22 protein-coding genes are annotated in these 23357 nt (G+C 68.8%); 13 read left to right on the top strand and 9 right to left on the bottom strand.

What is annotated here, in order from left to right:
• The first annotated feature begins 169 nt into the window (after positions 1–169).
• Genes mbhE through mnhG form a run of 7 tightly spaced genes read left to right on the top strand, consistent with a single transcriptional unit; the run spans position 170 to position 6381 of the window.
• Entirely contained in the window at positions 170–2575 is a 2406-nt protein-coding gene (gene mbhE / locus E4P24_RS05680) for a hydrogen gas-evolving membrane-bound hydrogenase subunit E (protein ID WP_188148225.1), read from the top strand.
• Entirely contained in the window at positions 2572–3045 is a 474-nt protein-coding gene (locus tag E4P24_RS05675) for an MnhB domain-containing protein (protein ID WP_004043870.1), read from the top strand. Before mbhE ends, E4P24_RS05675 begins: the two co-directional genes overlap by 4 nt.
• Positions 3042–3383, top strand: coding sequence for a sodium:proton antiporter (locus E4P24_RS05670; protein WP_004043872.1), 342 nt, complete (start codon positions 3042–3044; stop codon positions 3381–3383). Before E4P24_RS05675 ends, E4P24_RS05670 begins: the two co-directional genes overlap by 4 nt.
• Entirely contained in the window at positions 3380–5077 is a 1698-nt protein-coding gene (locus E4P24_RS05665; protein ID WP_004063983.1) for a Na+/H+ antiporter subunit D, read from the top strand. Before E4P24_RS05670 ends, E4P24_RS05665 begins: the two co-directional genes overlap by 4 nt.
• Positions 5077–5679: a Na+/H+ antiporter subunit E gene (locus E4P24_RS05660; protein ID WP_188148224.1), complete on the top strand. Its 603-nt coding sequence runs from the start codon at positions 5077–5079 to the stop codon at positions 5677–5679. Before E4P24_RS05665 ends, E4P24_RS05660 begins: the two co-directional genes overlap by 1 nt.
• The gene (locus E4P24_RS05655; protein ID WP_004063987.1) at positions 5672–5965 is read left to right on the top strand and encodes a monovalent cation/H+ antiporter complex subunit F; all 294 of its coding nucleotides are present in this window, start codon (positions 5672–5674) and stop codon (positions 5963–5965) included. Before E4P24_RS05660 ends, E4P24_RS05655 begins: the two co-directional genes overlap by 8 nt.
• Positions 5962–6381 carry a monovalent cation/H(+) antiporter subunit G gene (gene mnhG, locus E4P24_RS05650; protein WP_004063989.1) on the top strand — a complete coding sequence of 140 codons (420 nt, stop codon included), beginning with the start codon at positions 5962–5964 and terminating at the stop codon, positions 6379–6381. The genes E4P24_RS05655 and mnhG overlap by 4 nt, the downstream gene beginning before the upstream one ends.
• A gap of 15 nt (positions 6382–6396) precedes the next feature.
• Here mnhG and coaBC read toward each other — a convergent pair whose 3' ends face one another.
• From coaBC to E4P24_RS05635, 3 genes are all read right to left on the bottom strand, one after another.
• On the bottom strand, positions 6397–7557 hold the full coding sequence (coaBC, locus tag E4P24_RS05645; RefSeq protein ID WP_115802401.1) for a bifunctional phosphopantothenoylcysteine decarboxylase/phosphopantothenate--cysteine ligase CoaBC: 1161 nt from the start codon (positions 7555–7557) through the stop codon (positions 6397–6399).
• A 94-nt stretch (positions 7558–7651) separates the two neighbouring features.
• Positions 7652–8431 carry an FAD-dependent oxidoreductase gene (locus E4P24_RS05640; protein ID WP_188148223.1) on the bottom strand — a complete coding sequence of 260 codons (780 nt, stop codon included), beginning with the start codon at positions 8429–8431 and terminating at the stop codon, positions 7652–7654.
• 80 nt (positions 8432–8511) lie between these two features.
• Positions 8512–9471 carry a hypothetical protein gene (locus E4P24_RS05635; RefSeq protein ID WP_008609896.1) on the bottom strand — a complete coding sequence of 320 codons (960 nt, stop codon included), beginning with the start codon at positions 9469–9471 and terminating at the stop codon, positions 8512–8514.
• A gap of 118 nt (positions 9472–9589) precedes the next feature.
• Here E4P24_RS05635 and E4P24_RS05630 point away from each other — a divergent pair, with 118 nt between their 5' ends.
• The 3 genes from E4P24_RS05630 (at position 9590) to E4P24_RS05620 (ending at position 13292) form a co-directional block, all read left to right on the top strand.
• Positions 9590–10132, top strand: coding sequence for a type II toxin-antitoxin system RatA family toxin (locus E4P24_RS05630; protein WP_008609897.1), 543 nt, complete (start codon positions 9590–9592; stop codon positions 10130–10132).
• A gap of 85 nt (positions 10133–10217) precedes the next feature.
• Positions 10218–11555: a Trk system potassium transporter TrkA gene (trkA, locus tag E4P24_RS05625; RefSeq protein WP_188148222.1), complete on the top strand. Its 1338-nt coding sequence runs from the start codon at positions 10218–10220 to the stop codon at positions 11553–11555.
• A 132-nt stretch (positions 11556–11687) separates the two neighbouring features.
• Positions 11688–13292: a TrkH family potassium uptake protein gene (locus E4P24_RS05620; RefSeq protein WP_049896113.1), complete on the top strand. Its 1605-nt coding sequence runs from the start codon at positions 11688–11690 to the stop codon at positions 13290–13292.
• Positions 13293–13319: 27 nt separating this feature from the next.
• Here E4P24_RS05620 and E4P24_RS05615 read toward each other — a convergent pair whose 3' ends face one another.
• The 4 genes from E4P24_RS05615 to gatC form a co-directional block, all read right to left on the bottom strand.
• The gene (locus tag E4P24_RS05615) at positions 13320–14981 is read right to left on the bottom strand and encodes a TrkH family potassium uptake protein (protein ID WP_170076477.1); all 1662 of its coding nucleotides are present in this window, start codon (positions 14979–14981) and stop codon (positions 13320–13322) included.
• Positions 14981–15661, bottom strand: a complete 681-nt coding sequence (locus E4P24_RS05610; RefSeq protein WP_008611756.1) for a TrkA family potassium uptake protein — start codon at positions 15659–15661, stop codon at positions 14981–14983. The genes E4P24_RS05615 and E4P24_RS05610 overlap by 1 nt, the downstream gene beginning before the upstream one ends.
• A 110-nt stretch (positions 15662–15771) precedes the next feature.
• Complete coding sequence (gatA, locus tag E4P24_RS05605; protein WP_004064002.1) at positions 15772–17043, bottom strand: Asp-tRNA(Asn)/Glu-tRNA(Gln) amidotransferase subunit GatA; 1272 nt, start codon at positions 17041–17043, stop codon at positions 15772–15774.
• Positions 17044–17322, bottom strand: coding sequence for an Asp-tRNA(Asn)/Glu-tRNA(Gln) amidotransferase subunit GatC (gene gatC / locus E4P24_RS05600; protein WP_004064004.1), 279 nt, complete (start codon positions 17320–17322; stop codon positions 17044–17046). It lies immediately after the preceding gene.
• Positions 17323–17583: 261 nt separating this feature from the next.
• Here gatC and E4P24_RS05595 point away from each other — a divergent pair, with 261 nt between their 5' ends.
• Both E4P24_RS05595 and E4P24_RS05590 read left to right on the top strand, forming a co-directional pair.
• Complete coding sequence (locus E4P24_RS05595; RefSeq protein ID WP_004043889.1) at positions 17584–18540, top strand: transcription initiation factor IIB family protein; 957 nt, start codon at positions 17584–17586, stop codon at positions 18538–18540.
• Positions 18541–18673: 133 nt separating this feature from the next.
• Positions 18674–19156, top strand: a complete 483-nt coding sequence (locus E4P24_RS05590) for an NUDIX hydrolase (RefSeq protein WP_004064007.1) — start codon at positions 18674–18676, stop codon at positions 19154–19156.
• Between the two features lie 21 nt (positions 19157–19177).
• Here E4P24_RS05590 and E4P24_RS05585 read toward each other — a convergent pair whose 3' ends face one another.
• Complete coding sequence (locus E4P24_RS05585; protein ID WP_115802396.1) at positions 19178–20269, bottom strand: asparagine synthase C-terminal domain-containing protein; 1092 nt, start codon at positions 20267–20269, stop codon at positions 19178–19180.
• On the bottom strand, positions 20269–20952 hold the full coding sequence (locus E4P24_RS05580; RefSeq protein ID WP_004043892.1) for a PHP domain-containing protein: 684 nt from the start codon (positions 20950–20952) through the stop codon (positions 20269–20271). The genes E4P24_RS05585 and E4P24_RS05580 overlap by 1 nt, the downstream gene beginning before the upstream one ends.
• Positions 20953–21194: 242 nt before the next feature.
• Here E4P24_RS05580 and purL point away from each other — a divergent pair, with 242 nt between their 5' ends.
• Entirely contained in the window at positions 21195–23309 is a 2115-nt protein-coding gene (gene purL, locus E4P24_RS05575; RefSeq protein ID WP_115860137.1) for a phosphoribosylformylglycinamidine synthase subunit PurL, read from the top strand.
• The last annotated feature ends 48 nt before the right edge of the window (positions 23310–23357 follow it).

Here is a 23357-nt window from a genome sequence, read left to right as displayed (position 1 = left end):
AATGTACTCTGAGACGTAGTATGGTCGGCTGAGGATATAAATTTCGCCCTCCAAAGAAAATCATGAAAATCAGAAAAACGTAGAAGAAATCGACCGACCGTCAGATTTCGACGCCGAACAGCCAACGGGTTTGACAACACCTAAGTCGGCGGTCCCCGCAATTTCCCCCGTGCAACCCACACCGGAAGTCGTCCTCGCGGTCGTCTTCTTGCCGTTTCTCGCCGCGGCGTTCACCCCGATAGTCTACCGGCTCTTCGGTGAGCGCACGGCGTACTTCGCGGCCGCCGTCGCGTTGGTCACGCTCGGCCTCGTGACGGACCTGTATCTCGCGGGGGCGCACGGAACCGTGCCGCTCGAATGGATTCCCTCGCTCGGAATCTCGCTGGCGTTTCACGTCGACGGGTTGGCGCTTCTCATCGCCTTCCTCGCCAGCGGCGTCGGCGTGCTCATCCTCACGTACTCCGGAGGATACATGCACGGCGAACCGGGCCAGGCGAAATACTACGCGACCCTGTTGGCGTTCATGGGCTCGATGCTCGGCGTCGCCCTCGCGGGCGACCTCGTCGCCCTGTTCGTCTTCTGGGAGCTGACGAGCCTCTCGTCGTTCATCCTCATCGGCCACTACACCGGGGAGAAGGCCTCCCAGTACGCCGCCCGGAAGTCGATGCTCATCACCGTCTCCGGCGGCCTGTTCATGCTGGTCGGCTTCCTGCTTCTCGTCTGGGCGTCCGGCCAGACGGGAGCCATCGAGGGAACGACGTACAGCATCCCGGTTTTGGTCGAACACGCGGACGCGATTCGCGAGGTCCTGACGGCCTCCGGCCTGCTCGTCCCCGTGCTCGTCCTCGTCGGCCTCGGCGCGGCGACGAAGTCCGCGCAGGTCCCGTTCCACGTCTGGCTTCCCAACGCGATGGAGGCACCGACGCCGGTCTCGGCGTTCCTCCACTCCGCGACGATGGTCAAAGCCGGCGTCTACCTCGTCGGCCGATTCCGCCCGCTTTTCCTCCCCGAGGACGCGGCGGTGCTCGGTGAATGGACGCTCATCTTCGCCGTGCTCGGCCTGTTGACGATGACCGTCGCGGCCATGCTCGCGGTGAGCGCGACCGACATCAAGGAACTGCTCGCGTACTCGACGGCCTCGCACCTCGGCCTCATCATCGCCGCCTTCGGCTTCGCCAACAGCTACGGCGCGGAGGCCGGCGCGTTCCACATCCTGAACCACGCGAGCTTCAAGGCCGCGCTGTTCATGGTCGCGGGCATCATCGCCCACGAGGCCGGAACCCGGAACATCGACCGCCTCGGCGGGCTCCGAAAACACCTGCCCGTGACGGCCGTCATCGCGGTCGTCGCGTCGCTGTCGATGGCCGGCTTCCCGCCGTTCAACGGCTTCTACTCGAAGGAACTGCTGTTCGAGTCGACGTACTACGCCGCCGAACACATGGGCGGCGTCGCGTGGGTCTTCCCCGTCGTCGCGGTGTTCGGGAGCGTCTTCACGTTCCTCTACTCCATCAAGTTCGCCTCGCTGTTCTTCGGCGACGAACCCGACGGCCTGGGTCACGTCCACCGCCCGCCCGCGGCGATGCTCGTCCCGCCGGCGATTCTCGGCGCGCTCGTCCTCGCCATCTCGGCCCAGCCGAACCTCTTTATCGAGGGGCTCATCGGCGACGTATACGGCAGCGTCGTGCCCGGCGAGGCCCACTCCTTTTCGGTCCACTTCCCGACCGAACTCACCCCGTACGTGATTATGAGTCTCATCACCATCGTCGTCGGTGCGGCCGCCTTCCCGTTCTACGACCGCATCCACGACGCCATCAACGCGGCCCTGCGCGGCCCCGTCCGCGCGAACTGGTGGTACGACAACTTCGTCGAGGGGCTGACCACGACGAGCGTCGCCGTCACGCCGAAGATTCAGACCGGCCTCCTGCGCACCTACGCGACGTGGGGCCTCTTCGGCTTCGTCGCGCTCGCGCTCGGCGGCTACGCGGCCGCCGGCGTCTCCATGCCCGGATTCAGTACACTCAGCGTCTCGATTCCCATCGTCCTCGTGCTCCTCGTCGCGCTCGTCGCCGCCTTCGCGGTCGACGTCGCGCCGTCGCACGTGGCGGGCGTCCTGACGCTGTCTATCGTCGGCTTCATGGTCGCCATCTTCTACATCCTCGCGGACGCGCCCGACCTCGCGTTGACCCAACTGGTCGTCGAGACGCTCGTGTTGGTCATCTTCCTGCTCGTCTTGGACCGCCTGCCGGCGTTCTACGGCGACGCGCCGGACCGACTCGTCTCCGTCCGCGACGGTCTGCTGTCGCTGGCCGTCGGCGGCACGGTGTTCCTCACCGTGCTGCTGTCGACGGACGCCTCGCCCGACCCGCTCTTACAGGAGTTCTTCGTGGCACGGGCGGGCGTTCCGGCGGAACACGGGCCGTTCTTCGCGGACTACGGCGGCGGCTCGAACATCGTCAACGTCATCCTCGTCGACTTCCGTGGCATCGACACCATGGGCGAGATTTCGGTCGTCGTGATGGCGTCGCTCGCCATCCTGACGCTGATTCGCATGCGAACGCGGGGTGAGACCCAATGAACGGCTCGTCCGGCCGGACGACCGTCATTTCGCGGACCGTCGCGCGCATCGTCGTCCCCATCATCTTGGTGACGGCTATCGCGCTGCTGTTCCGCGGGCACAACCTCCCCGGCGGCGGCTTCATCGGGGCCGTCCTCGCGGCCGCCGCCTTCGCGCTCGTCTACATCATCTTCGGGCTGGAGTTCATCCAGCGCGAGGTGCTCGCCATCAAACCCGACGGCTCGGAGCAACACCGACTCGTCGAGACCTACCGCTGGATGGCCTCCCTCGGCCTCGCAATCGCCGTGGGGTCCAGCCTCGCCCCGCTCGCGTTCGGCGCGCCGTTCCTGACGCAGGGCGTGCTCTTCTTGGAGCACCTGCCCCTCTACGGCGAGCTCGAGGTCGCGAGCGCGTTCGCCTTCGACCTCGGCGTCTTCTTCGCCGTCGTCGGCGGCCTGCTCACCATCGTCGCGGAGGTCGGTAACGAATGACCCAGTTCTTCCTCGCCGCCACGCTCGGCGTCCTGTTCAGCATCGGCACGTACCTCGTGCTCCGACGCGACGTGGTTCGCGTCGTCTGGGGTATCAGCATCATCAGCCAATCGGCCAACGTCTACCTCGTCACCATGGGCGGATTCGACGGCCTCGCGCCCATCCTCTCGGGCCACGGCGCGAGCGGGCCCGCGCCCTCGGACCCCATCGTGCAGGCGCTCGTCCTCACCGCCATCGTCATCGGCTTCGGGACGACCGCGCTCGCGCTCGTGTTGACCTACCGGGTGTACGAGGAACACGGAACAATCGATATGTACGAACTCGGAGGGAGCAGATGAGCACGCTCGTCATCGCACCGCTCCTCGTGGCGCTCGTGACGGCGATTCTGACGCTGCTCACGCGCCCGAGCGACATACTCCAACGGACGGTCAGCCTGCTCGGCGGCGTCGCCTATCTCGTCGCCGTCGCCGCCCTGTTCGACGCCGTGGTCCTGCCGCTCGGCGGCGAGTCGACCACGCTCGTCTATCAGGTGTCGAACTGGGCCGCGCCGTTCGGCATCACGCTCGTCGCCGACGCCCTGTCGGCGTTCCTGTTGGCGCTCACCGGCTTCGTGTCGCTCCTGACGCTCGGCTACTCCGTCGCGTCGGTCGGCTCGTTCGGCCAGCGCCTCAGCTACCACACGCTGTTCCACTTCATGGTGGTCGGCGTCACCGGCTCGTTCCTCACCGGCGACATCTTCAACCTGTTCGTCTGGTTCGAGGTGATGCTCATGTCGAGCTACATCCTCGTGCTGTTTTACTCCGGTCGCGAGCACACCCGCGCGGCGCTCAACTACGTCGTGCTCAACCTCATCGGGAGCGCGGTGATGCTCGTCGCCATCGGCGGTCTATACAGCACGACCGGGACGCTCAACATGGCCGATATCGCCCGGCGACTGGCCGAACCCGCCGCCTACGACATCGAACTCCTGCCGACGCTCGGCCTGTCGGCGGTGCTGTTTTCGGTGTTCGCGCTGAAGGCCGGCCTCGCGCCCTTCCAGTTCTGGGTTCCCGCGGCCTACCGCGCCGCGCCGTCGCCGGTGACCGCGATGCTCGCCGGCGTCGTGAAGAAGGTCGGCGTCTACGCCATCGTTCGGCTCTACTTCACCATCTTCGCCGCGGCGTCCATCGACATCGGCTTCCTCGGCATCACCGGGGAGTCGTTCCTCGGCTTCTTCGGCCCGGTCATGTTCGTCATGGCCGCGGTCAGCATCGTCCTCGGCGGCATCGGCGCGGTCGGCCGCGACGACGTGGACGGCATCCTCGCGTACTCCTCCATCAGTCAGGTGGGCTTTATCGTCCTCCCGCTGGCGGTGGCCGCCACCGCGCCGTCCGAGGCGGTTCGCGTGCTCGGCGTGACCGCCGCGCTGGTCTACGCGTTCAACCACGGTCTCGCCAAGAGCCTGCTGTTCCTCGCGAGCGGCACGCTCAAAGACGTCGTCGGCAGCGACCGCCTGTCCGACCTCGGCGGCCTCGCCGACAGGGCGCCGGTGCTCGCGGCGGGCTTCCTGCTCGGCGCGCTGACGCTCATCGGCGTCCCGCCGCTGTCGGGCTTCTTCGGGAAGTATCTCGTCTTCCAGGCGGCCGCGGAGTCGTTCGCCGCGGGCGGGGCCGGCGCGGGACTCGCGCTCGCCGTCGCGCTCGCCGGCGCAATTCTGACTATCGCCTACTACACCCGCGCGTGGAACGCGGTGTTCTGGGGTCGCCCGAGCGACCTCGTCGACGCCGCGCTCCCCGAGCGCTGGTCGGTCGGCTCCGGCGACGTGGCGATGACCGACGGCGGTGACGACGGCCTCAAACGGCTCGAACTCACCACGCAGGTGACCGTCGTCGTCGCGCTCGCCGTCGCCGCCATCGGCTTCGGTATCGGCTTCGAGGCGCTGTTCGGCGCGGCCGACGCCGCGGCCCGCGCCGCCGTCGACACGAACGGCTACGTCGACGCCGTGCTGCACGGTCCGGGCGTCGGCTTCGAATCCGGCGGGGGTGGCCACTGATGAGCCGCCGCTGGCCGGTTTCGGGGCTCGTCATGGCCGTCCTCTGGCTGTTCGTCCGCGGCGTCGAACTGACGCCGCAGCGCCTGCTGGAGGAGTTCATCATCGGCCTCGGTGTCGGGATGGGCACCGCCTTCTTCTTCCGGCGGTTCTACGGGGACGAAGCACCCATCACGCGGAGCCTCCGCGTCGCGCCCTACGCGGCGCTGTACCTCGCGACGTTCCTCTGGGAACTCCTCACGGCCAACGTCGACGTGGCGGTGCGGACGCTGTCGCCGTCGATGCCCATCGACCCCGCCGTGGTCGAGGTGCCGCTCCGCGTGCGGACGCCGCTCGCCATCACGACTATCGCGAACAGTATCACCCTCACTCCGGGGACGCTGACCATGGACTACGACGACGAAACCAACTCGCTGTACGTGCACAGCATCGACGGGAGCGACCCCGACGGCATCCTCGAACCCATCCGCCGCTGGGAGGACTACGCGCTCGTCATCTTCGACGAAGAACTGAAACCGGGCGACCCCGCGCCGCAAGTCGAGGGGGGCCCCGCGGACGGCGGCGACGCGCCCGCCGCCGCGACGGGAGGTGAGCAACATGGCTGAGCCCGCGTACCTCGCGTGGATGGACTCCGTGCTCTTCGCCGGCCTCGCGCTCGCCGCGGGGCTGACGCTCCTCGTGAGCTACCGCGTCATCCGCGGGCCGACGGTGCCCGACCGCGTCGTCGCGCTCGACACCATCGGAACGAACGTCGTCGCCATCGCGGCGCTGTACGCCATCTGGAGCCAACAGGGGTACTTCGTCGGCGTCAGTCTCGTGCTCGCCATCATCGGCTTCATCAGCACGATTACCGTGGCTCGGTACGTCACGGAGGGGGACATCATCGAATGACCGCCGCAGAGACCGCAGCTGCCGCGACGACGGTCGGTCCCGTCCGCGCGGCGCTCGTCATCCTCCTGACGCTCGTGGGGAGTTTCTTCCTCGTCGTCGGGACCATCGGTCTGCTCCGGTTCCCCAACGTCTACAACCGGATGCACGCCACCTCGAAGGCGACCACGCTGGGGGCGGCGTCCATCGCGCTCGCCGCGACGGTGTACTACCTGCCCCACGGCGACGGACTGATGGCGCTCGTCACGGTGTTGTTCCTGTTCCTCACCGCGCCGACGGGCGCGCACATGATTTCGCAGGCCGCCCAGCGCATGGGCGTCCCGTTCCTCGACGGGGTCACGTGGCCCAAGCAGGTCGCGTCGGCCGACGCCGACGGCGCGGACGGCACCGACGCCGACGCCGCAGGCGGCGACGACTGACGACCCGTCGAAGGCCTATTTTTCCAACTCGGTCGCCAGTTCGGCAGCGACGCGAGCGCCCAGTCCGTCTTTCGACCCGACGTACTCGCTCGTCTCGTCGGCACGGACGACGAGCGCGCGGGTCTCCGAGTCGCCCATCACGGAGGCGTCGTTGGCGACGACGAAAGCGAGGCCGACGCGGTCCATGATGCGGCGGGCCTCGCCGGCCATCGCCTCGTCGTCGCCGGTCGTCTCGGCCTTGAAGCCGACGATGGGGAGGTCCGGGTGCGACTCGCGGACGGTGTCGATGAGCTTCGGCGCGGGTTCGAGGTCGAGCGTGCGCGCCTCGCCGGAGCGAATCTTCTGGTCGGCCGCCTCGACGGTGAAATCCGAGATGGCGGCCGCGGAGACGAGCGCGTCGGCGTCGGCGTCGACCGCGGCCTCGACGGCGTCCAGCATCTCGGCGGCCGACTCGACGGCGAGCACGTCGGCGTAGTGCGCGTCGTCGCCGTCGTGGACGAGCGTCACGTCCGCGCCGCGAACCGCGAGCGCGCGGGCGACGGCGCGGCCCGTGCGACCGGAGGCGCGATTCGAGAGCGTGCGGATTGGGTCGATGGACTCGGTCGTCGCGCCGGCGGTGACGACGACGGATGTTCCGGCGAGCGTCTGGTCGGTCGTCGCTTTGGCCACGCCGGTGACGATGGCCTCCTCGGTGGCGATTTTCGCCTTCCCCTCCTCGATGCGCGGGTCGACGAACTCGACGCCCCACGACCGCACCCGCTCGATGGCGTCGAGGACGCCGGGGTGGTCGTACATGGGTTCGTGCATCGCGGGCGCGACGACGACCGGAACGCCCGCCCCGAGGGCGGTGGTCGCGGTGGTCGTCACCGGAGAGTCGTCGATGGCGGCCGCTATCTTGCCGACCGTGTTGGCCGTCGCGGGCGCGACGAGGAACACGTCGGCCCAGCCGTCGCGGCCGCAGAGGTCGACGTGTTCGACGCGGCCGGTAATCTCGGTCACCACGTCGTCGTCGGTGGCGAACTCGACCGCCCACGGGTGGATGATTCCCGTCGCGGCGTCGGTCATCACCGCGCGGACCGACGCGCCCCGGCGGCGGAGTTCGTGCGCCAACTCGACGACTTTCACGGCCGCGATACTCCCCGTCACCCCGAGCGCGACGTTCACACCTTCGAGCATTCACTCGTCTCTGCGCCCGCGACCCGCTAAAAGGATTCGCGTCCGCGGGCGACCGCGGGACCGACGGGCGGTCCGCCCGCGGCGTGAGTGGGTGTTACTCGTCGAGTCGCCCGAGTTCGTCGTCGACGAGGCTCGGGTGGGTGCGCTGGGGCTCGTCGTGCGGCCCGGCGAAGAACTCGCGCATGACCTCGCGGGACTCGCGCTCGCGGCGGGCGCGCTCGTCGGCGTCTATCTCCTCGCAGGCCGGCGGCACCTCGCGGCCGCGGTCGGTGAAGTAGCCGGTCGGCGCGACCCAGTCGTTGTAGAACGCCGTCCCCGAGTCGTGGACCAGCGTGATGGCCGTCTCCGCGGCGTCGCCGGCGGCGACGACCGCCTGATGGTAAATCTCGGTCAGCCGACCCGCGGCGTAGATGCCGGGGACGTCGGTCCGGCCGAGGTCGTCCACGCCGACGTAGGTTTTCGACCCGGCGGCCCGGAGGTCGACGCCCGTGTCTTCGAGGTACGAGGCGTCGGACCACGAGGCCGCGACGACCCGGGACGCCTCGACGGTCTCTTCGCCGTCGTCGGTCTCGACGGTCGCCCGGAACAGCGGGTCCTCGTCGTCACCGAGCACGTCGAGGTCGGTCACGCGGCCGGTCAGTCGGCCCGCGCCGTTACGGTCGGCCTGCTCGGAGAGGAGGTCGGTAAACAGCCGACTGTTGACGCCCGCCGGGAAGCCGGGGACGTTTTCGAGGTGGGCGTTCCGGCGAACGATTGGCTCGCCGTCGTTGACGACGAGGGTGTCGAGGTCGGCGCGCGCGAGGAACGTCGCGGCGGTGAGGCCGGCGACGCCGCCGCCGACGACGAGCGCGTCTCGTGGAGTCGTCCGACTCATGTCGTGCGATAGCTCAGCGGCGAGTAAAACCGTACGGATGTCGCTGAACGCTGCCGATTTCCGCCCGGAGGCGGTTCGGGCTACCGACCCAGCGACGCGCTCGGGTCGTTGAGCCAGCGGTTCTCGATTGCCTCGACGCTGACGAGGCCCGCCGAGCCGGGTGCGTGCCCCGCTCCGTTCTTCGGTGACATTCGGAGCCGGAGCCGCCAGCGCCCGTCAGACAGCGCCTCGCCGTCGAGAAAGCGCACGGTTCGCTCCGGCGTCCGCCGGACGAGAGCCACGGCGAGCGGTAGCGTCGGAATCCGGCCGGTCCGCTCCGCGAGCGCGTAGTCCCCGAAGGTGAGCTCCCACGTCCGGGAGCTGTCGTCGCCGTCGGTCCGTGCGTCGGTTCGGGCGTCGGCACCGGCAGTTCCAGCCGCCTCGGCGTCGGGTATCGGCCGCACCGAGTAGCCCTCGACGAAGCCGACGGCTTCGAGGTGTCGAAGCGCCGCGTCCACGGGGTTCGGCGTCGGGGTCGGACAGAACAGCCCGGCCGCCGTCTCGACGACCGCCCGCTGCTCGTCGGCCGAGAGGCGAACGTCCAGTTCGCTCATCAGGCTCCACACCAGCGTGAGACAGAAGTCGTCGCGGTCGTCGACGACCTCGGCCAGCGTGAGGTACGTCTCCATCGCGGCGGTCTCGGCCTCCCGATAGCCGAGTTCCGACAGCCCCTCGAACAGCGCGCCCGCGGTGTCGTGGCAGAACGCGCTGTATCGGGCGTACTCGTCCGCCGACTCCTCGGCGGCCCGCGGCGGTCCCTCGGCCACCTCGTACACGAGCGGGTCGTCGTACGGGCTGTTCGGGTCGTAGCGCCGGAGCGCCGCCCGGTAGTCCCGCGTCAGTTCCGCGGCCTCGCCGGCGGCGCGCCGGCCCGGAAACCGCTGTCCTGCGGCGGCTCCGGGCGGCGAACCCGTGCGGCCGCACACAACTGCGTAGTCGCCGTCGGAACACGCCAGAGACCGAATCTCGGCTCTGATGTCCCGAAGCGTCCCCCCCACCATCTCGGCTGTATGTCGAGACACCGACCGATTATAGGTTGCGATTGCGAGGGCGTCCGCGCCGCGCGAGCGAGCGACACGGCCCACAAGGCTTTGGTCCCGCCGACTCCATTCGACGCTCGTGGACGAGATAGCCGTCAGCACCGTCGTCTACCTGCCGCCCGAGGAGATATACGAGTTCCTCGTCGACTTCCCGCGGTACGCCGACTACTCGAAGCACCTGCGGGACGTTCGGCAGTCGGGCGACGGGTCGCCGGGCACGCGGTACGCCCTGTACTTTTCGTGGTGGAAGCTCACCTACACCGCCGAGTCGAAGGTGACCGACGTCACCCCGCCGACGCGAATCGACTGGACCATCACCAAGGACGTACACGCCGTCGGCCGCTGGCGAGTCGAGGAACTCGACGACCTGCCCGACGGGGGCGAGGCCCCGCCGGACGCCGACACCGCCTGCCGCGTCTTCTTCGAGGTCGAGTACGACCCCGACAGCGTCTCCGCGGGCGACGTCGACCTCCCGCGGTTCGTCTCGCTCGGGTGGGTCATCGACAAGCTCCGGCCGGTGCTCCAGAAGGAGGCGGAGCGAATCGTCGAGCGCATCGTCGCCGACATCGAGGGGCGACCGCGGCGCGTGGAACTGACGATACACTCGAAACCGGGGTCGTGACCGCCGATGCACGGGGTATTCGCGAAGGGAAATGCACATACGCGCCCGCGGTCCAACACAGGGGTATGACAGGGGCTGGTCTCTGGTGCGCGTGATAATCATCGGTGCCGGACAGGTCGGGTCGTCCATCGCGGCCGACCTCGACGAGACCCACGAGGTCGTCGTCATCGACTGCGACCCAGAGCGCGTCGACGAACTGAACTACTCGCTCGACGTGCTGGCGCTCCACGGCGACGGTACCTCCGTGGACACGCTCGAAGAGGCCGACGTAGACCGCGCCGACATGGTCATCGCCTCGACCGACGACGACGAGACGAACATCGTCGCCTGCGCGACCGCCAAGGCCATCTCGAACGCGTTCACCATCGCCCGCGTCAAGAACACGGAGTACCTCCGGACGTGGCAGCGCTCCGAGAAGGCGTTCGGCATCGACTTCATGGTCTGTACGAACCTACTCGCAGCGGAGTCTATCGTCCGCGTCGTCGGCCTCCCCGCCGCGCGCGACGTGGACCCTTTCGCCGGCGGCCAGGTCCAGATGGCCGAGTTCGAAGTCGATGAGGAGAGCCCCGTCGCCAACCAGACCGTGAGCGAGGCCGACCGCTTCGACTCGCTGACGTTCGCGGCCATCCTCCGCGACGGCGAGGTCACCATCCCCCGCGGCGACTCCGTCATCGGCCCCGGCGACCGCGTCGTCGTCATCGGCAGCCCCAAGAGCGTCCAGGGCTTCGCAAGCTCCGTCTCGCCCGACGAACCGCCGGGAACCGCCGAGGAGGTCGTCATCGTCGGCGGGAGCGAAATCGGCTACCACGTCGCCCGCCTGCTCGAAGAGCGCGGCTTCAAGCCCAGGCTCATCGAGCACGACGCGGAGCGCGCCCGCGAACTCGCGGAGATGCTCCCCGGAACCATCGTCATGGAGAGCGACGCGACCGACGTGGACTTCCTCGAACGCGAGTACATCGGCGACGCCGACCTGCTCGTCTCGGCGCTCGACTCCGACGAGAAGAACCTGCTCGTGTCGCTTCTCGCCGCCCGCCTCGGCGTCGAGCGCACCGTCGCCGTCATCGACACGACGCCGTACGTGGACCTGTTCGAGGCCGTCGGCGTCGACGTGGGCGTCAGCCCCCGCGAGGTCGTCGCAGAGGAGATAACCCGCTTTACCCGCGAGGGCGGCGCGGAGAACGTCGCGCTTATCGAGTCTGACAAGGCCGAAGTGCTCGAAATCGAGGTGGACGCCGAGAGCGTCCTCGCGGGCAAGCCGATTCGGGAGTCGGTGGCGACGCTCCCCGAAGGCGTCGTCATCGGCGCGATAACCCGCCGCCGCGAGTTCATCACCCCCCGCGGCGACACCGTCATCGAACCCGGCGACCACGTCGTCGTCTTCGTCGATAGCTGCGTCATCGACGACGTGACACCCAATCTGTAATCCCGCCCGTCGCCGCCACCCCCGTCGCCGCCGACCCACGGGTGCGCCGAATCCCCACCGCGTCACGGTGTCGCGCCCCCGACTGCGAACCCGAACACGGAAGAACCCGGCGCTCGGTACGTTAGTCCACGGATGAAATTGCGGGTCGATTACAGAGCCAGCCTGCGTCTCGTGGGGACCGTCCTGAAGTATCTCGCGGTCCCTCTTTGTTTCCCGCTCGTGGTCGCGCTGTACTACGGCGAGTCGGTGCTCCCGTTCGTCGTCACGATGGCCGTCACGGTCCTCGTCGGCACGGGGCTCGAACGGCTCGCCGACGACCCCGACATCGGGGCCCGAGAGGGCTTTCTGATGGTCGCGCTGACGTGGCTAGCGGTCACGATAGTCGGCGCGATACCGTTTCTCATCGAGGCCCACGGCATCCCCTTCGTCGCGTCGCCCATCCACCCCGAATCGACCCTCGGCAACCCGGTGAACGCGCTGTTCGAGACGATGAGCGGCTTCACCACGACCGGGGCGACGGTGCTCGGCGACATCTCGTTCGACTCGCACACCCGCGGCATCATGATGTGGCGACAGCTCACCCAGTGGCTCGGCGGGATGGGTATCGTCGTCCTCGCGGTGGCCATCCTTCCCGAACTCTCCGTCGGCGGCGCACAGCTGATGGACGCCGAAGCGCCCGGCCCCGGCATCGAGAAGCTCACGCCGCGCATCGCCGAGACGGCCCGCGCGCTCTGGGGCGCGTACCTCGGTCTCACCGTCCTCGAAATCGTCCTCCTCTACGGGCTCAACGTCACCGGCCACGCCCCGAACATGGGCGTGTACAACGCCATCGCCCACGGGCTGACGACGATGCCGACCGGCGGATTCTCGCCTGAGGCCCGCAGCATCGAGGCGTTTTCGGCGGCCGCGCAGTGGGTCGTTATCCCCTTCATGGTCGCCGCCGGGACCAACTTCGCGCTGTTTTGGCACGTCCTCACGGGCGACCCGAAGCGGCTGTTCCGCGACACCGAGTTCAAGTCCTACCTCGGCGTCATCGGCGTCGTCTCGGCCATCCTCGCGGGAATCCTGTTCCTCGGTGACGGACTGATGTCCGTCGCGCCCGCGGGCGAGACGTACGACCAACTCTACCTCGAAGGCATCCGCACGGCCATCATCGGCAACGTCGAACCCGCGGTTCGCCAGTCGGTGTTTCAGGTCGTCTCCATCGTCACGACGACCGGCTACGCCAGCATCGACTTCAACGCGTGGAGCGCGCCGGCGCAGTACGTCCTGCTGTTCGCGATGTTCATCGGCGGCTCCGGGGGGTCGACCGGCGGCGCGGTGAAAATCGTCCGCTGGTACGTCATCGTGAAATCGCTCCGCCGAGAGCTGTTCACGACGGCTCACCCCGAGGCGGTCCGCCCCGTCAGGCTCGCCGGCCGCGCGGTCGACGAGCGGGCCATCCGCGGCATCTACGCCTTCACGCTCCTGTATCTCGTGCTGTTTTTCGTCTCGACCGGCCTGCTCCACCTCGACGCCGCGCGCATCGGCTTCGACGTGAGCATCCTCGAAACCATGAGCGCCGTCGCCGCGACCCTCGGGAACGTCGGGCCGGGATTCGGCGTCGTCGGCCCGATGGGGAGCTATCTCGACTTCTCCAACGGCTCGAAGCTGTACATGGTGCTTCTCATGTGGGTGGGCCGACTGGAGATTCTGCCCGTGTTAGTCATCTTCACGCCGGAGTACTGGCGTCGGTAACGCCGAAAAAACCGCGTCCGCTTTTGCTCAGGGGTTCAGCCCGTAGATTGCCGACCGGGCGAACACCAACACCGGGATGATTTCGAGGCGGCCGACCCACATGTTAAAGAGGAACATCGTCTCGGCCCACGGGTTCATCGAGGGGCCGGTGATGCCCGTCGAGATACCGACGTTGCCCTGTGCGGACGCGACTTCGAACAGCGCGTCGGCGTAGGTGAACTCCGGTCCGGCGAGGTTCACGAGGAGGACGCTCGACCCGACGAGGAGCAACAGCCAGAGCATCGAGACGATGGCCGCCTCGGAGAACTCGCGGTCCATCTCGGTCCGCGAGAGGCGGCGGCCGTTCATCTCGATGTTGACGACCGCGCTCTCGGGGAGGAAGACGCGGGAGAACTGCCAGCGGATGCCGCGGGAGATGGTGTAGCCGCGGATGATTTTGATGCCGCCGACGGTCGACCCGGCGGCCCCGCCGAGGGTCATCGCCCCCGACAGGAGAATCTTCCCGCCGTCTGACCACGCGCCGAGCGGTGCGGCCTGAAAGCCGGTGCAGGTGAGCGCGCTCACCCAGTGGAACGCGGCGTCGCGGACGGCGTCCGACTCCGGTCCGCCGGCGACGCCGGCGAGTCCGAAGTAGTCCGCGGTCTCGACGAACGCCGAGCCCGCGGTCGCCGGGAGGCTGACGAGGTTCTGGACGGCGAGCGCGACCGCGCCGACCGCGAAGAGAACGAGGAGCCAGCGCGTCTGGAGGTCGCCCCAGAGGCGGTCGATGTCGCGGTGTTTCAGAATGGCGTAGTGGACGGGGAAGGCGATTGCGCCCAGCGCCATGATGGGGAGCAACACCGTCTCGATGAGCGGCGAGTCGTACGTGCCGATGGAGCCGTCGGTGACGGCGAATCCGCCAGTCGAAAGCCCCGTCATCGCGTGATTGAGCGCCTGCCACGCGACCTCCCACAGCGGGAGCGTCGCCCCGTAGTCGCTGGCACGGATGGCGACGAAGAGGACGACCACCGACAGGAGCGTGTAGCCGACGAAAATCTTCCAGACCGTCCGGACCGTCGAGACGACGCTCGGGTGAATCTTCTCCTCTCTGGCCTCGCCGCGGTAGAGCGCGTAGCTCCCGCTTCCGGGCCGCGAGAGGATGGAGACGGTGAGGACGATGACGCCCACGCCGCCGACCCACTGGATGAGCGAGCGCCACCACTGAATCGTCCGGGGAAGCGACGGCTCGTGGATGCCCATCGTCAGCCCGCTTCCGGTCCAGCCGCTCATGCTCTCGAACAGGGCGTGCAACGGGTCGCGGAAGTAGACGAGACTCGACTGGGCGTAGTCGACGCCGGCGGGCACGAGCGCCGTGAAGACGCCCTGCGGGGCGAAGTGCGCCGTGAGGAAGAAGGGAAGCGACCCGAAGGCGGCCGTGGCGAACCAGCCCGCGGCGGCGATTATCATCCCGTGTTTCATCCGGGGGGCGGGGGCGTCCGCGAACGCCTTTCGCGCGCCCAGCCCGACGAACGCCGTCGCGCCCCCGGCGGCGAGGAACGCGAGCGCGGCGTACCACTCGCGGAAGCCGACCGCGACGAGGACCGAGGCGGTCATCAGGGCCGACTCCATGGCGAGGAGCGACCCCACGTCGCGGCCGATGACCGCGAGGTCGGCGGGCCACCCCGAGACGGTTCGTCCGCGACGGGGCATCAGTGGTCCTCGTAGTGGCCGAACACGTCAGTCACCTCGGGCGTCGCGCCCTTCGCGGAGTAGACCGTCAGGAGATCGCCCGCGCCGATGGCGGTGTTCCCGCGGGGCGTCACGGGGTCGTCGTCGCCCTCGCGCTCGACGGCGACGATGAGCGTGTCGCCGTCGAGGAGGTCCTCCTGTGCCGCCTCCTGAATCGTCATCCCGGTTATCGGCGCGTCCTCGTCGACGCGGATTTCGAACACCTCGGCGTGCTCACCGATGCGCATGTAGTCGACGATAGAGGGGCGCTTGACCGCGCGGTAGAGGTACTCCGCGATGAGCCGCTGGGGGTTCTCCATCGTGTTGACGCCGATTTGGCGGTAGAGGCTCATGTGCTCGGGGTTGTGGACGACCGAGACGATGTCGGGGATGTCGAGTTCCTTCGCCAACAGACAGACCATGATGTTTGTCGCGTCCTTGTCGGTCGTCGTGATGATGGCGTCGGCGCGGTCCGCGCCGGCCTCGTCGAGCGTCTGTTTGACCGTGGCGTCGTCGTTGAGGACGAGACAGTCGAACGTCGCGGCGGCCGCCTCGGCCTTCGCCTCGTCGCGCTCGACGACGACGACCTCGTTGCCGCCCTCGGTGGCGATTTCGATGAGCGGCGTGCCGATGTTGCCCGCGCCGACGACGATGATGTACATGACGTTCCGGCGTGGGCGTGGGGCGGTGGAAAAACTATCGGCATGGCGTTCCGTCGCTCCCTCGAACGCGAGAGACCGCGTGAGAACGGAACGAGAGCCGCGCGGCCGACTCAGTTCTCGACCGCGGACGCGGCGCGGACGATGGTCTCCTCGCCGAACTTGGGGCCGATGAGTTGGAGGCCGACCGGGAGGCCGTCGGTCTCGCCCGCCGGAACCGAGATGGCGGGGAGGTTCGCGAGGTTCACCGGCACGGTGTTCGCGTCTGCGAGGTACATCTGGAGCGGGTCGTCGAGGCTCTCGCCGAGTTCGAACGGCGGGACGGGCATCGTCGGCGACGCGACCACGTCGACGTCCTCGAACGCCTCGTCGAAGTCCTGTTTGACCCACGCGCGGGCGTCCTGGGCCTTCGCGTAGTACTTGTCGTGGTAGCCCGCCGAGAGGGCGTACGTACCGAGGAGGATGCGGCGTTTGACCTCGGAGCCGAAGCCGTCCTCGCGGGCGCGGGCGAACGCCTCGTTCCAGTTGCCGTCGTAGCCGCCGGACTTGCCGTAGCGGACGCCGTCGAAGCGAGCGAGGTTCGACGACGCCTCGGACATGGCGATGACGTAGTAGGCGGCGACGGCCTTCTCGACCGAGGGCATACTGACCTCGCGGTACTCAGCGCCCTGGGCTTCGAGTTCGTCGAGCGCGGCCCAAAACGCCTCCTCGACGCCCTCGTCCGCGCCCTCGACGAACTCGGTCGGGACGCCGATGGTGAGGCCCTCGACGTCGCCGTCGGCGGCCGCGGCGTAGTTCGAGTCGGCACCGGCGTCGCGGGTCGTGCCGTCTCGGTCGTCGGGGCCGGCGATGACGTCGAGGAGCGCGGCGGCGTCCTCGACGGTCGGCGCGATTGGGCCGATCTGTTCGAGGGAGTTCGCGTAGGCGACGAGGCCGTAGCGCGAGACGAGGCCGTAGGTGGGCTTGATACCGACGACGCCGCAGAACGCGGCGGGACAGCGGATGGAGCCGCCCGTGTCGGTGCCGAGCGCGAGGTCGGCCTCGCCGGCGGCGACGGCGGCCGCGGAGCCACCGGAGGAGCCGCCGGGGACGCGGGACTCGTCGACGGGGTTCTTGGTCGGGCCGAACGCCGAGGTCTCGGTCGTCGTCCCCATGCCGAACTCGTCCATGTTGGCCTTGCCGACGATGGTCGCGCCGGCGTCCTTCAGGAGTTCGACGACGGTCGCGTCGTACGGCGGGACGTAGTCTTCGAGCATCGCGGAGCCGCAGGTCGTCCGCAGCCCCTCCGTGGAGATGTTGTCCTTGACGGCGACGGACTTGCCCGCGAGCGGGCCGTCGTCGGAGCCGTCGAGCGTCTCTTTCGTGATGAAGGCGTTCAGCGACATCTACGACACCCGCGGGCCCTTGAAGAAGCCGTCTTCGGTCTCTGCGGCGTTCGAGAGCGCCTCCTCTTGGGTGAGGCCGTCGCGGACCTCGTCGGGGCGCATCACGTTCACCAGTTCGTCCTCGCGGTCGACTTCGGGGACCTCGTCGAGGGCGTCGAAGTAGCCGAGGATGTCCGCGAACTGCGCCGCGAACTCCTCGACCTCGTCCTCGTCGAGGTCGACCCGCGCCAACTCGGCGACGTGTCGAACCTCGTCGGCGTCGACGGGCGTATCGCTCATGTATCGGAGGAAACGGAGACCGGGAGTAAGAGTTTCGGTGTGGGTCGTTTCGTCCGGTCCCCGGCGCGAGTCAGCCGGGGCGAGACCACCGGCGAGGCGGCCGGGGCCGACCGTACGGACCCGGGCCATTCCGTCCTCCTGTCGCCGTCAGATATAAGTAACGAGGGTCAATACGAATAGACGGAGAACGACCGTTCCCAGTTGCTTCTCTCGCACACAATGACAGAAAGTGTCCGACGTTTCACGACCGGCAACGCGCGCGTGCGCAATGAGAATACGAAAGATACCGAGCAGACCGACACCGAGCGGGAGCAGACGCCCACGTGCCCCGAATGCGGCTCGGAGAGCCTCGTCTCCGACACCGAACACGGTGAGACGGTCTGCGACGACTGTGGGCTCGTCGTCGAGGAAGACGAGATCGACCACGGCCCCGAGTGGCGCGCGTTCAACTCCTCGGAGAAAGACGAGAAATCCCGCGTCGGCGCGCCCACGACGAACATGATGCACGACAAGGGGCTGTCGACCAACATCGGTTGGCAGAACAAAGACGCCTACGGGCGCTCGCTGTCGTCCCGCCAGCGCGAGAAGATGCAACGGCTTCGCACGTGGAACGAGCGATTCCGCACCCGCGACTCCAAGGAGCGCAACCTCAAGCAGGCGCTCGGCGAAATCGACCGCATGGCCTCGGCGCTCGGCCTTCCGGATAACGTCCGCGAGACCGCCTCGGTCATCTATCGCCGCGCGCTCGACGACGACCTGCTGCCCGGTCGCTCCATCGAGGGCGTCGCCACGTCGGCGCTGTACGCCGCCGCACGGATGGCCGGCACCCCGCGCTCGCTCGACGAGATTACGAGCGTCTCGCGCGTCGAGAAGGACGAAATCGCCCGCACCTACCGCTACGTCGTCCGCGAACTCTCGCTCGAAATCAAGCCCGCCGACCCCGAGCAGTACGTCCCGCGGTTCGCCAGCGACCTCGGCCTCTCCGACGAGTCCGAGCGGCGCGCCCGACAGCTCTTGAAGAACGCCAAAGAACAGGGTGTCCACTCGGGCAAGTCGCCGGTTGGCCTCGCCGCCGCCGCCGTCTACGCGGCCTCGCTTCTCACCAACGAGAAGGTGACGCAAAACGAGGTCTCCGAGGTCGCCAACATCTCCGAGGTCACCATCCGCAACCGCTACCACGAACTCCTCGAAGCCGAAGAGCAGGTCCAACTGCCCTAACTCGGCCGGTCCGTTCGTCCGTTTCGTCCCGCTCGGTTCCGCGGTTCCGTTCCGTTCCGTTCCGTTCCGTCTTGTCTCGTTCCGTCCCGCTTCGTTCCGCAACAGCCATGCCGCTCGCTCCGGAGCCACAGCCATGGAGACGACGCGACATTTCACCTCGACCGTGTACATCGTCAACGACGGCGCGGTGGCGCTCCACCGACACGAGCGCCTCGGCATCCGCATCCCGCCGGGCGGGCACGTCGACCGCGATGAACTCCCTCACGAGGCCGGCCTGCGCGAGGTCCGCGAGGAGACGGGGCTCGACCCGGAACTCGTCGACGACACGCCGTCGGTCCCCGCGCCCGCCGGCCGGGCGCTCCCGCAGCCCCGTCAGCAGATGCTCTACGACATCAACGTCCACGGCGACGGCTCGGTCGGCCACCAGCACATCGACCACGTCTTCTACGCCCGGGTGGACGCCCGCGACATCGACCCCGCGCCGGGCGAGGCAGACCCCGAGGTCTGGGCGTGGTACGACGAGTCCGACCTCCGCGAGAGCGATATCGACCCCGACACGGTGCAGTTCGCGCTGGAGGCTATCGAGGTCGTGCGCGCCGACGAGCGAGAGAGATAGCGGGGACTCCGCGACTTCGACCTACTCCACGAGCGATTCGACGTACTGCTGGACGTGGTTCTCCATCCGCCGCTTGAACCCCGCCTGCCGCGCGAGCCGGTCGAGTTCGCGCGAGGCGTAGGTGCCGTACTGGACCGCCTTCTTGTCCGCTTCCGCGACCGACTCGGGGAGCACGCCGCTCGCGGCCTCCCTGAGCGCGACCTTCCGCCGGTCGCCGTCCACGAGTAACTCTCCGGGGAGCGGGAGCGCAGCCGAGACAACCCGGTCGTGGAGGAGCGGCGCGACGGGGTCGACCCCGGCGGCGCGGAGCACGAGCAGGTCGCGTTCGAGCTGGTCGGGGAGCGTGAGAATCATTTCGCGGGCGGCCCCGCGGACGGTGTCGGCCTCGACGCGCGGGTCGTCGGGGGCTTTCTGGACTTTGGCGTAGCCGCCGAACAGTTCGTCCGCGCCCTGCCCGACCGCGAGGCGGTCGTAACCGTCCGCGGCGACTCGCTCTGCGAGCAGGTACAGGGGCAGAACGATTTGCACGTCCATCGGGTTCGTTCGGCCGAGCGCGGCGACGATTTCCGGGACGGCGCGTTCGAGCGCCTCGTGGGTGAGTTCGACCACGGTGAGGTCGCGGTCCATCGCGGCGGCGGCCTCGCGGGCGGCGGCCACGTCGTGAGAGCCCTCGAAACCGGCGACGTAACAGGGGGCGTCGGGGACGCCGGCCGCGACGACCGCCGAATCGACGCCGCCGGAGAAGGCCACGGCGAGGCCGTCGTCGTCCACCGACCGGACCGATTCGAAGACCGCGTCGCGAACGCGGTCGAGCGCGGCGTCGCGGTCGGTGGCGGCCGGCGGGTCGGGAAGCGACCAGACGCGTTCGTCGTCGCCGGCGGCTTCGCCGGTCGTCCCGCGGGCGCGGCCCGCGGGGACGGCGACCGGGTCGTCGAGGTCGCGGTGGTCGAACGACCACCTCGCGGGGTCGGCGCGCTCGGAGAAGAGCGGCTGGCGACCGAGCACGTCTCGGACGAGTCGGCCGTCGAGTTCGCCCGCGAAGCCCGCAGTTCCGGGAAGCGGGTCGCGCTCGGCGAGGGCGCGCCGGACGAGGTCGGGGGACGCGCCGCGCATCAAAACAGGTCCGTCAGGGCGTGTTTCAGTCGTCGGGTCGCGCCGCCCGCGGCCTGCCGGAACGAGATGCGCCACGGGGTCTTGTTGCCGACGACGCTGGTTCGCCCGTCGGCGACGGCCGAGAGGATGGCGTCGGCGCTTCGGGTGTCGGTGCCGACCTCGGTGACGGCCTGTCCGACCATCTCCGCGATGTGGGCGTCGCTCCCGGCGGTCATCGGGAGGTTCCGGCGCTTGGCGAACCGCTCGGCGCGCTGGTTGGCGATGCCGGTGAGGAGCCGCGAGTTGTAGATTTCGATGGCGTCGGCGCTGGCGAGCTGCGCGCTGGAGATGTGAGGGGCGACGCCGTGGCGCGACTTCTGAAACGGGTGCGGGATGACGGCGATGCCGCCCGCGTCGCGGATGCGGTCGAGCGTCTCGTCGTACGACAGTCCCGCGGGAATCAGCTCCTCGACGCCCAAGGCGAGGACGTGGCCCGCGGCGCAGGTGACCTCCATCCCCGGGATGCCGACCAGCCCGTAGTCGGCCGCGAGCTCCGCGGCTTCGAGGCTGGCGTCTATCTCGTCGTGGTCGGTCACGGCGAGGGCGTCCAAGCCGACCGCGACCGCCTGTTCGAGGAGGTACTCGATTGGGTCCCGCCCGTCGTAGGACAGAGACGAATGCGAGTGCAACTCGACCGATAACACACCGTCTCCTAACGATGGAGGCTAAAAAAGCGCCCCGGTCCCGGTGTGATTGGCGTGTGGACCTCACGCACGGTGGTCGGCGGGCGTTCGGGGCGACCCGAGCCGGTCCGGGACGGTCCGAGTCGCCGCCGTACACGCCCGCCTGAGTCGGATGCGGACGACGACGGCGACTTCGACCATATTTTGGGCACGTTCGTGCACATAGAAAGGGTTTACAATGTGCGTTCTGACCATACCAGTGAATGACGCTTTCCGACGCGGACCGCGACCTCGTCGTCGCCGAGCTCGGTCGAGACCCGACGCCGGCCGAGGAGATACTCTTCGAAAACCTCTGGAGCGAACACTGCGCCTACCGGTCGTCTCGCCCGCTTCTGTCGGCGTTCGACTCGGAGGGCGACCAGGTCGTCATCGGCCCCGGTGACGACGCGGCGGTCGTCGCTCTGGACGACGACACCTACATCACGCTCGGTATCGAGAGCCACAACCACCCCTCCTACGTCGACCCCTACGACGGCGCGGCCACGGGCGTCGGCGGCATCGTCCGCGACACCCTCTCGATGGGCGCGTACCCCATCGCGCTGGCCGATTGCCTCTACTTCGGCGACTTCGACCGCGAGCACTCGCGGTACCTCCTCGACGGCGTCGTCGAGGGCATCGCCGACTACGGCAACGCCATCGGCGTCCCCACGGTAACCGGGTCGACCTCGTTCCACGAGAACTACGAGGGCAACCCGCTCGTCAACGTCGCCTGCGTCGGCCTCCTGTCGGCCGACCGCCTCGTCACGGCCGAAGCCCAGAAGGCGGGCAACAAGCTCGTCCTCGTCGGCAGTTCGACCGGCCGCGACGGGCTCGGCGGCGCGTCCTTCGCCAGCGAGGACCTCGCTGAGGACGCGGAAACCGAAGACCGGCCCGCGGTGCAGGTCGGCGACCCCTACACGGAGAAACTGCTCATCGAGTGCAACGAGGCGCTCATCGACGAGGACCTCGTCGAGTCCGCCCGCGACCTCGGAGCCGCCGGCCTCGGCGGCGCGTCCTCGGAACTCGTCGCCAAGGGGGGCTTCGGCGCGGAAATCGACCTCGAGAAGGTCCACCAGCGCGAGCCGAACATGAACGCCTTCGAGATTCTCCTCTCGGAGTCCCAAGAGCGCATGTGCTACGAGGTGACTCCCGAGAACGTCGAGCGCGTGCAGGAACTCGCCGCGCGCTTCGACCTCGGCAGCGCCGTCATCGGCGAGGTCGCCGAGGGCAACTACGTCTGCACCTTCGACGGCGAACCCGTCGTCGACGTGCCCCCGGAGTTCCTCGCCGAGGGCGCGCCGATGAACGACCTCGACTCGGTCGACCCCGAAGCCGCGGCGCGCGACCTGCCCGCGTTCGACCTCGAAGACGCGTTCGAAGCGGTCGTCTCCGACCCCAACACGGCGTCGAAGCGCTGGGTCTACCGGCAGTACGACCACGAGGTCGGCCTGCGGACCGCCCGCCGCCCCGGCGACGACGCGGCGCTCCTCGACGTGCCCGAGGCCGACACGAAACTCGCGTTCACCGGCGGCGCGGACCCCAACTGGACGACCGCCGCGCCCTACGACGGCGCGCGCGCCGTCGCCTTCGAGAACGCGACCAACCTCGCCGCGAAGGGCGCGTCGCCCCTCGCGACCGTCGACTGTCTCAACGGCGGCAACCCCGAGAAACCCGACGTGTACGGCGGCTTCAAGGGCATCGTCGACGGCCTCGCCGACATGTGCCGGGCGCTTTCGGTCCCGGTCGTCGGCGGCAACGTCTCGCTGTACAACGACTCCGTCTCCGGCCCGATTCCGCCGACGCCGACGCTGGCGATGGTGGGGAAGGCCGACGGCTCCTCGCCCGGCCTCTCGCTTTCGGGCGAGGGCGACCTGTTCCTCGTCGGCCACTCCGGCGGCGCGCTCGGCGGCTCGGCGGTCCTCGACCACCTCGGGGGCTCCGACGCGTTCCCGACGCTCCCCGAGGACGCCGACGCCGCGACCGCGGTCGAGACGATTCGGACGGTCGCGGCCGATGAGTCCACGGTCGCGGTTCACGACGCGAGCCACGGCGGTCTCGCGGTCGCGCTGGCCGAGATGGTCACCGATGAGGTCGGCGCGGACGTGTCCGTCTCCGACTACGTCTCGCTGTTCGAGGAGACGCCCGGCCGTGTCGTCGTCGAGACGACCGACGAGGCCGCACTGCGCGACCTCGCGGGCGACGTGCCCGTCGTCGAACTCGGGACGACGACCGACGACGCGACGCTCTCGCTCGCGGTCGACAGTGACGGCGACGAGGTCGCCTACGGCGCGGCCGACATCGCAGCCCTGCGCGACGTGCTCGCCCGCGAACTCGACTGAACCGAAAACCGGACTGAACGAAAAGCGCGGTCCCGCGTCGCGCGACGC

It is taken from the genome of Haloferax sp. AS1 (genome assembly GCF_014530665.1).
GTDB classification, from domain to species: domain Archaea; phylum Halobacteriota; class Halobacteria; order Halobacteriales; family Haloferacaceae; genus Haloferax; species Haloferax volcanii.
This window is presented reverse-complemented; position numbering and strand designations above follow the sequence as displayed.

What these genes read in the sequence shown, in the direction of transcription:
- E4P24_RS05640 (WP_188148223.1), bottom strand. Translation starts at nt 8,431, where the DNA reads ATGAGTCGGACGACTCCACGAGACGCGCTCGTCGTCGGCGGCGGCGTC.
- E4P24_RS05590 (WP_004064007.1), top strand. Translation starts at nt 18,674, where the DNA reads ATGGAGACGACGCGACATTTCACCTCGACCGTGTACATCGTCAACGAC.
- E4P24_RS05610 (WP_008611756.1), bottom strand. Translation starts at nt 15,661, where the DNA reads ATGTACATCATCGTCGTCGGCGCGGGCAACATCGGCACGCCGCTCATC.
- E4P24_RS05620 (WP_049896113.1), top strand. Translation starts at nt 11,688, where the DNA reads ATGAAATTGCGGGTCGATTACAGAGCCAGCCTGCGTCTCGTGGGGACC.
- E4P24_RS05670 (WP_004043872.1), top strand. Translation starts at nt 3,042, where the DNA reads ATGACCCAGTTCTTCCTCGCCGCCACGCTCGGCGTCCTGTTCAGCATC.
- E4P24_RS05655 (WP_004063987.1), top strand. Translation starts at nt 5,672, where the DNA reads ATGGCTGAGCCCGCGTACCTCGCGTGGATGGACTCCGTGCTCTTCGCC.
- mnhG (WP_004063989.1), top strand. Translation starts at nt 5,962, where the DNA reads ATGACCGCCGCAGAGACCGCAGCTGCCGCGACGACGGTCGGTCCCGTC.
- coaBC (WP_115802401.1), bottom strand. Translation starts at nt 7,557, where the DNA reads ATGCTCGAAGGTGTGAACGTCGCGCTCGGGGTGACGGGGAGTATCGCG.
- purL (WP_115860137.1), top strand. Translation starts at nt 21,195, where the DNA reads ATGACGCTTTCCGACGCGGACCGCGACCTCGTCGTCGCCGAGCTCGGT.
- E4P24_RS05675 (WP_004043870.1), top strand. Translation starts at nt 2,572, where the DNA reads ATGAACGGCTCGTCCGGCCGGACGACCGTCATTTCGCGGACCGTCGCG.
- E4P24_RS05615 (WP_170076477.1), bottom strand. Translation starts at nt 14,981, where the DNA reads ATGCCCCGTCGCGGACGAACCGTCTCGGGGTGGCCCGCCGACCTCGCG.
- E4P24_RS05635 (WP_008609896.1), bottom strand. Translation starts at nt 9,471, where the DNA reads ATGGTGGGGGGGACGCTTCGGGACATCAGAGCCGAGATTCGGTCTCTG.
- gatC (WP_004064004.1), bottom strand. Translation starts at nt 17,322, where the DNA reads ATGAGCGATACGCCCGTCGACGCCGACGAGGTTCGACACGTCGCCGAG.
- E4P24_RS05665 (WP_004063983.1), top strand. Translation starts at nt 3,380, where the DNA reads ATGAGCACGCTCGTCATCGCACCGCTCCTCGTGGCGCTCGTGACGGCG.
- E4P24_RS05585 (WP_115802396.1), bottom strand. Translation starts at nt 20,269, where the DNA reads ATGCGCGGCGCGTCCCCCGACCTCGTCCGGCGCGCCCTCGCCGAGCGC.
- gatA (WP_004064002.1), bottom strand. Translation starts at nt 17,043, where the DNA reads ATGTCGCTGAACGCCTTCATCACGAAAGAGACGCTCGACGGCTCCGAC.
- E4P24_RS05660 (WP_188148224.1), top strand. Translation starts at nt 5,077, where the DNA reads ATGAGCCGCCGCTGGCCGGTTTCGGGGCTCGTCATGGCCGTCCTCTGG.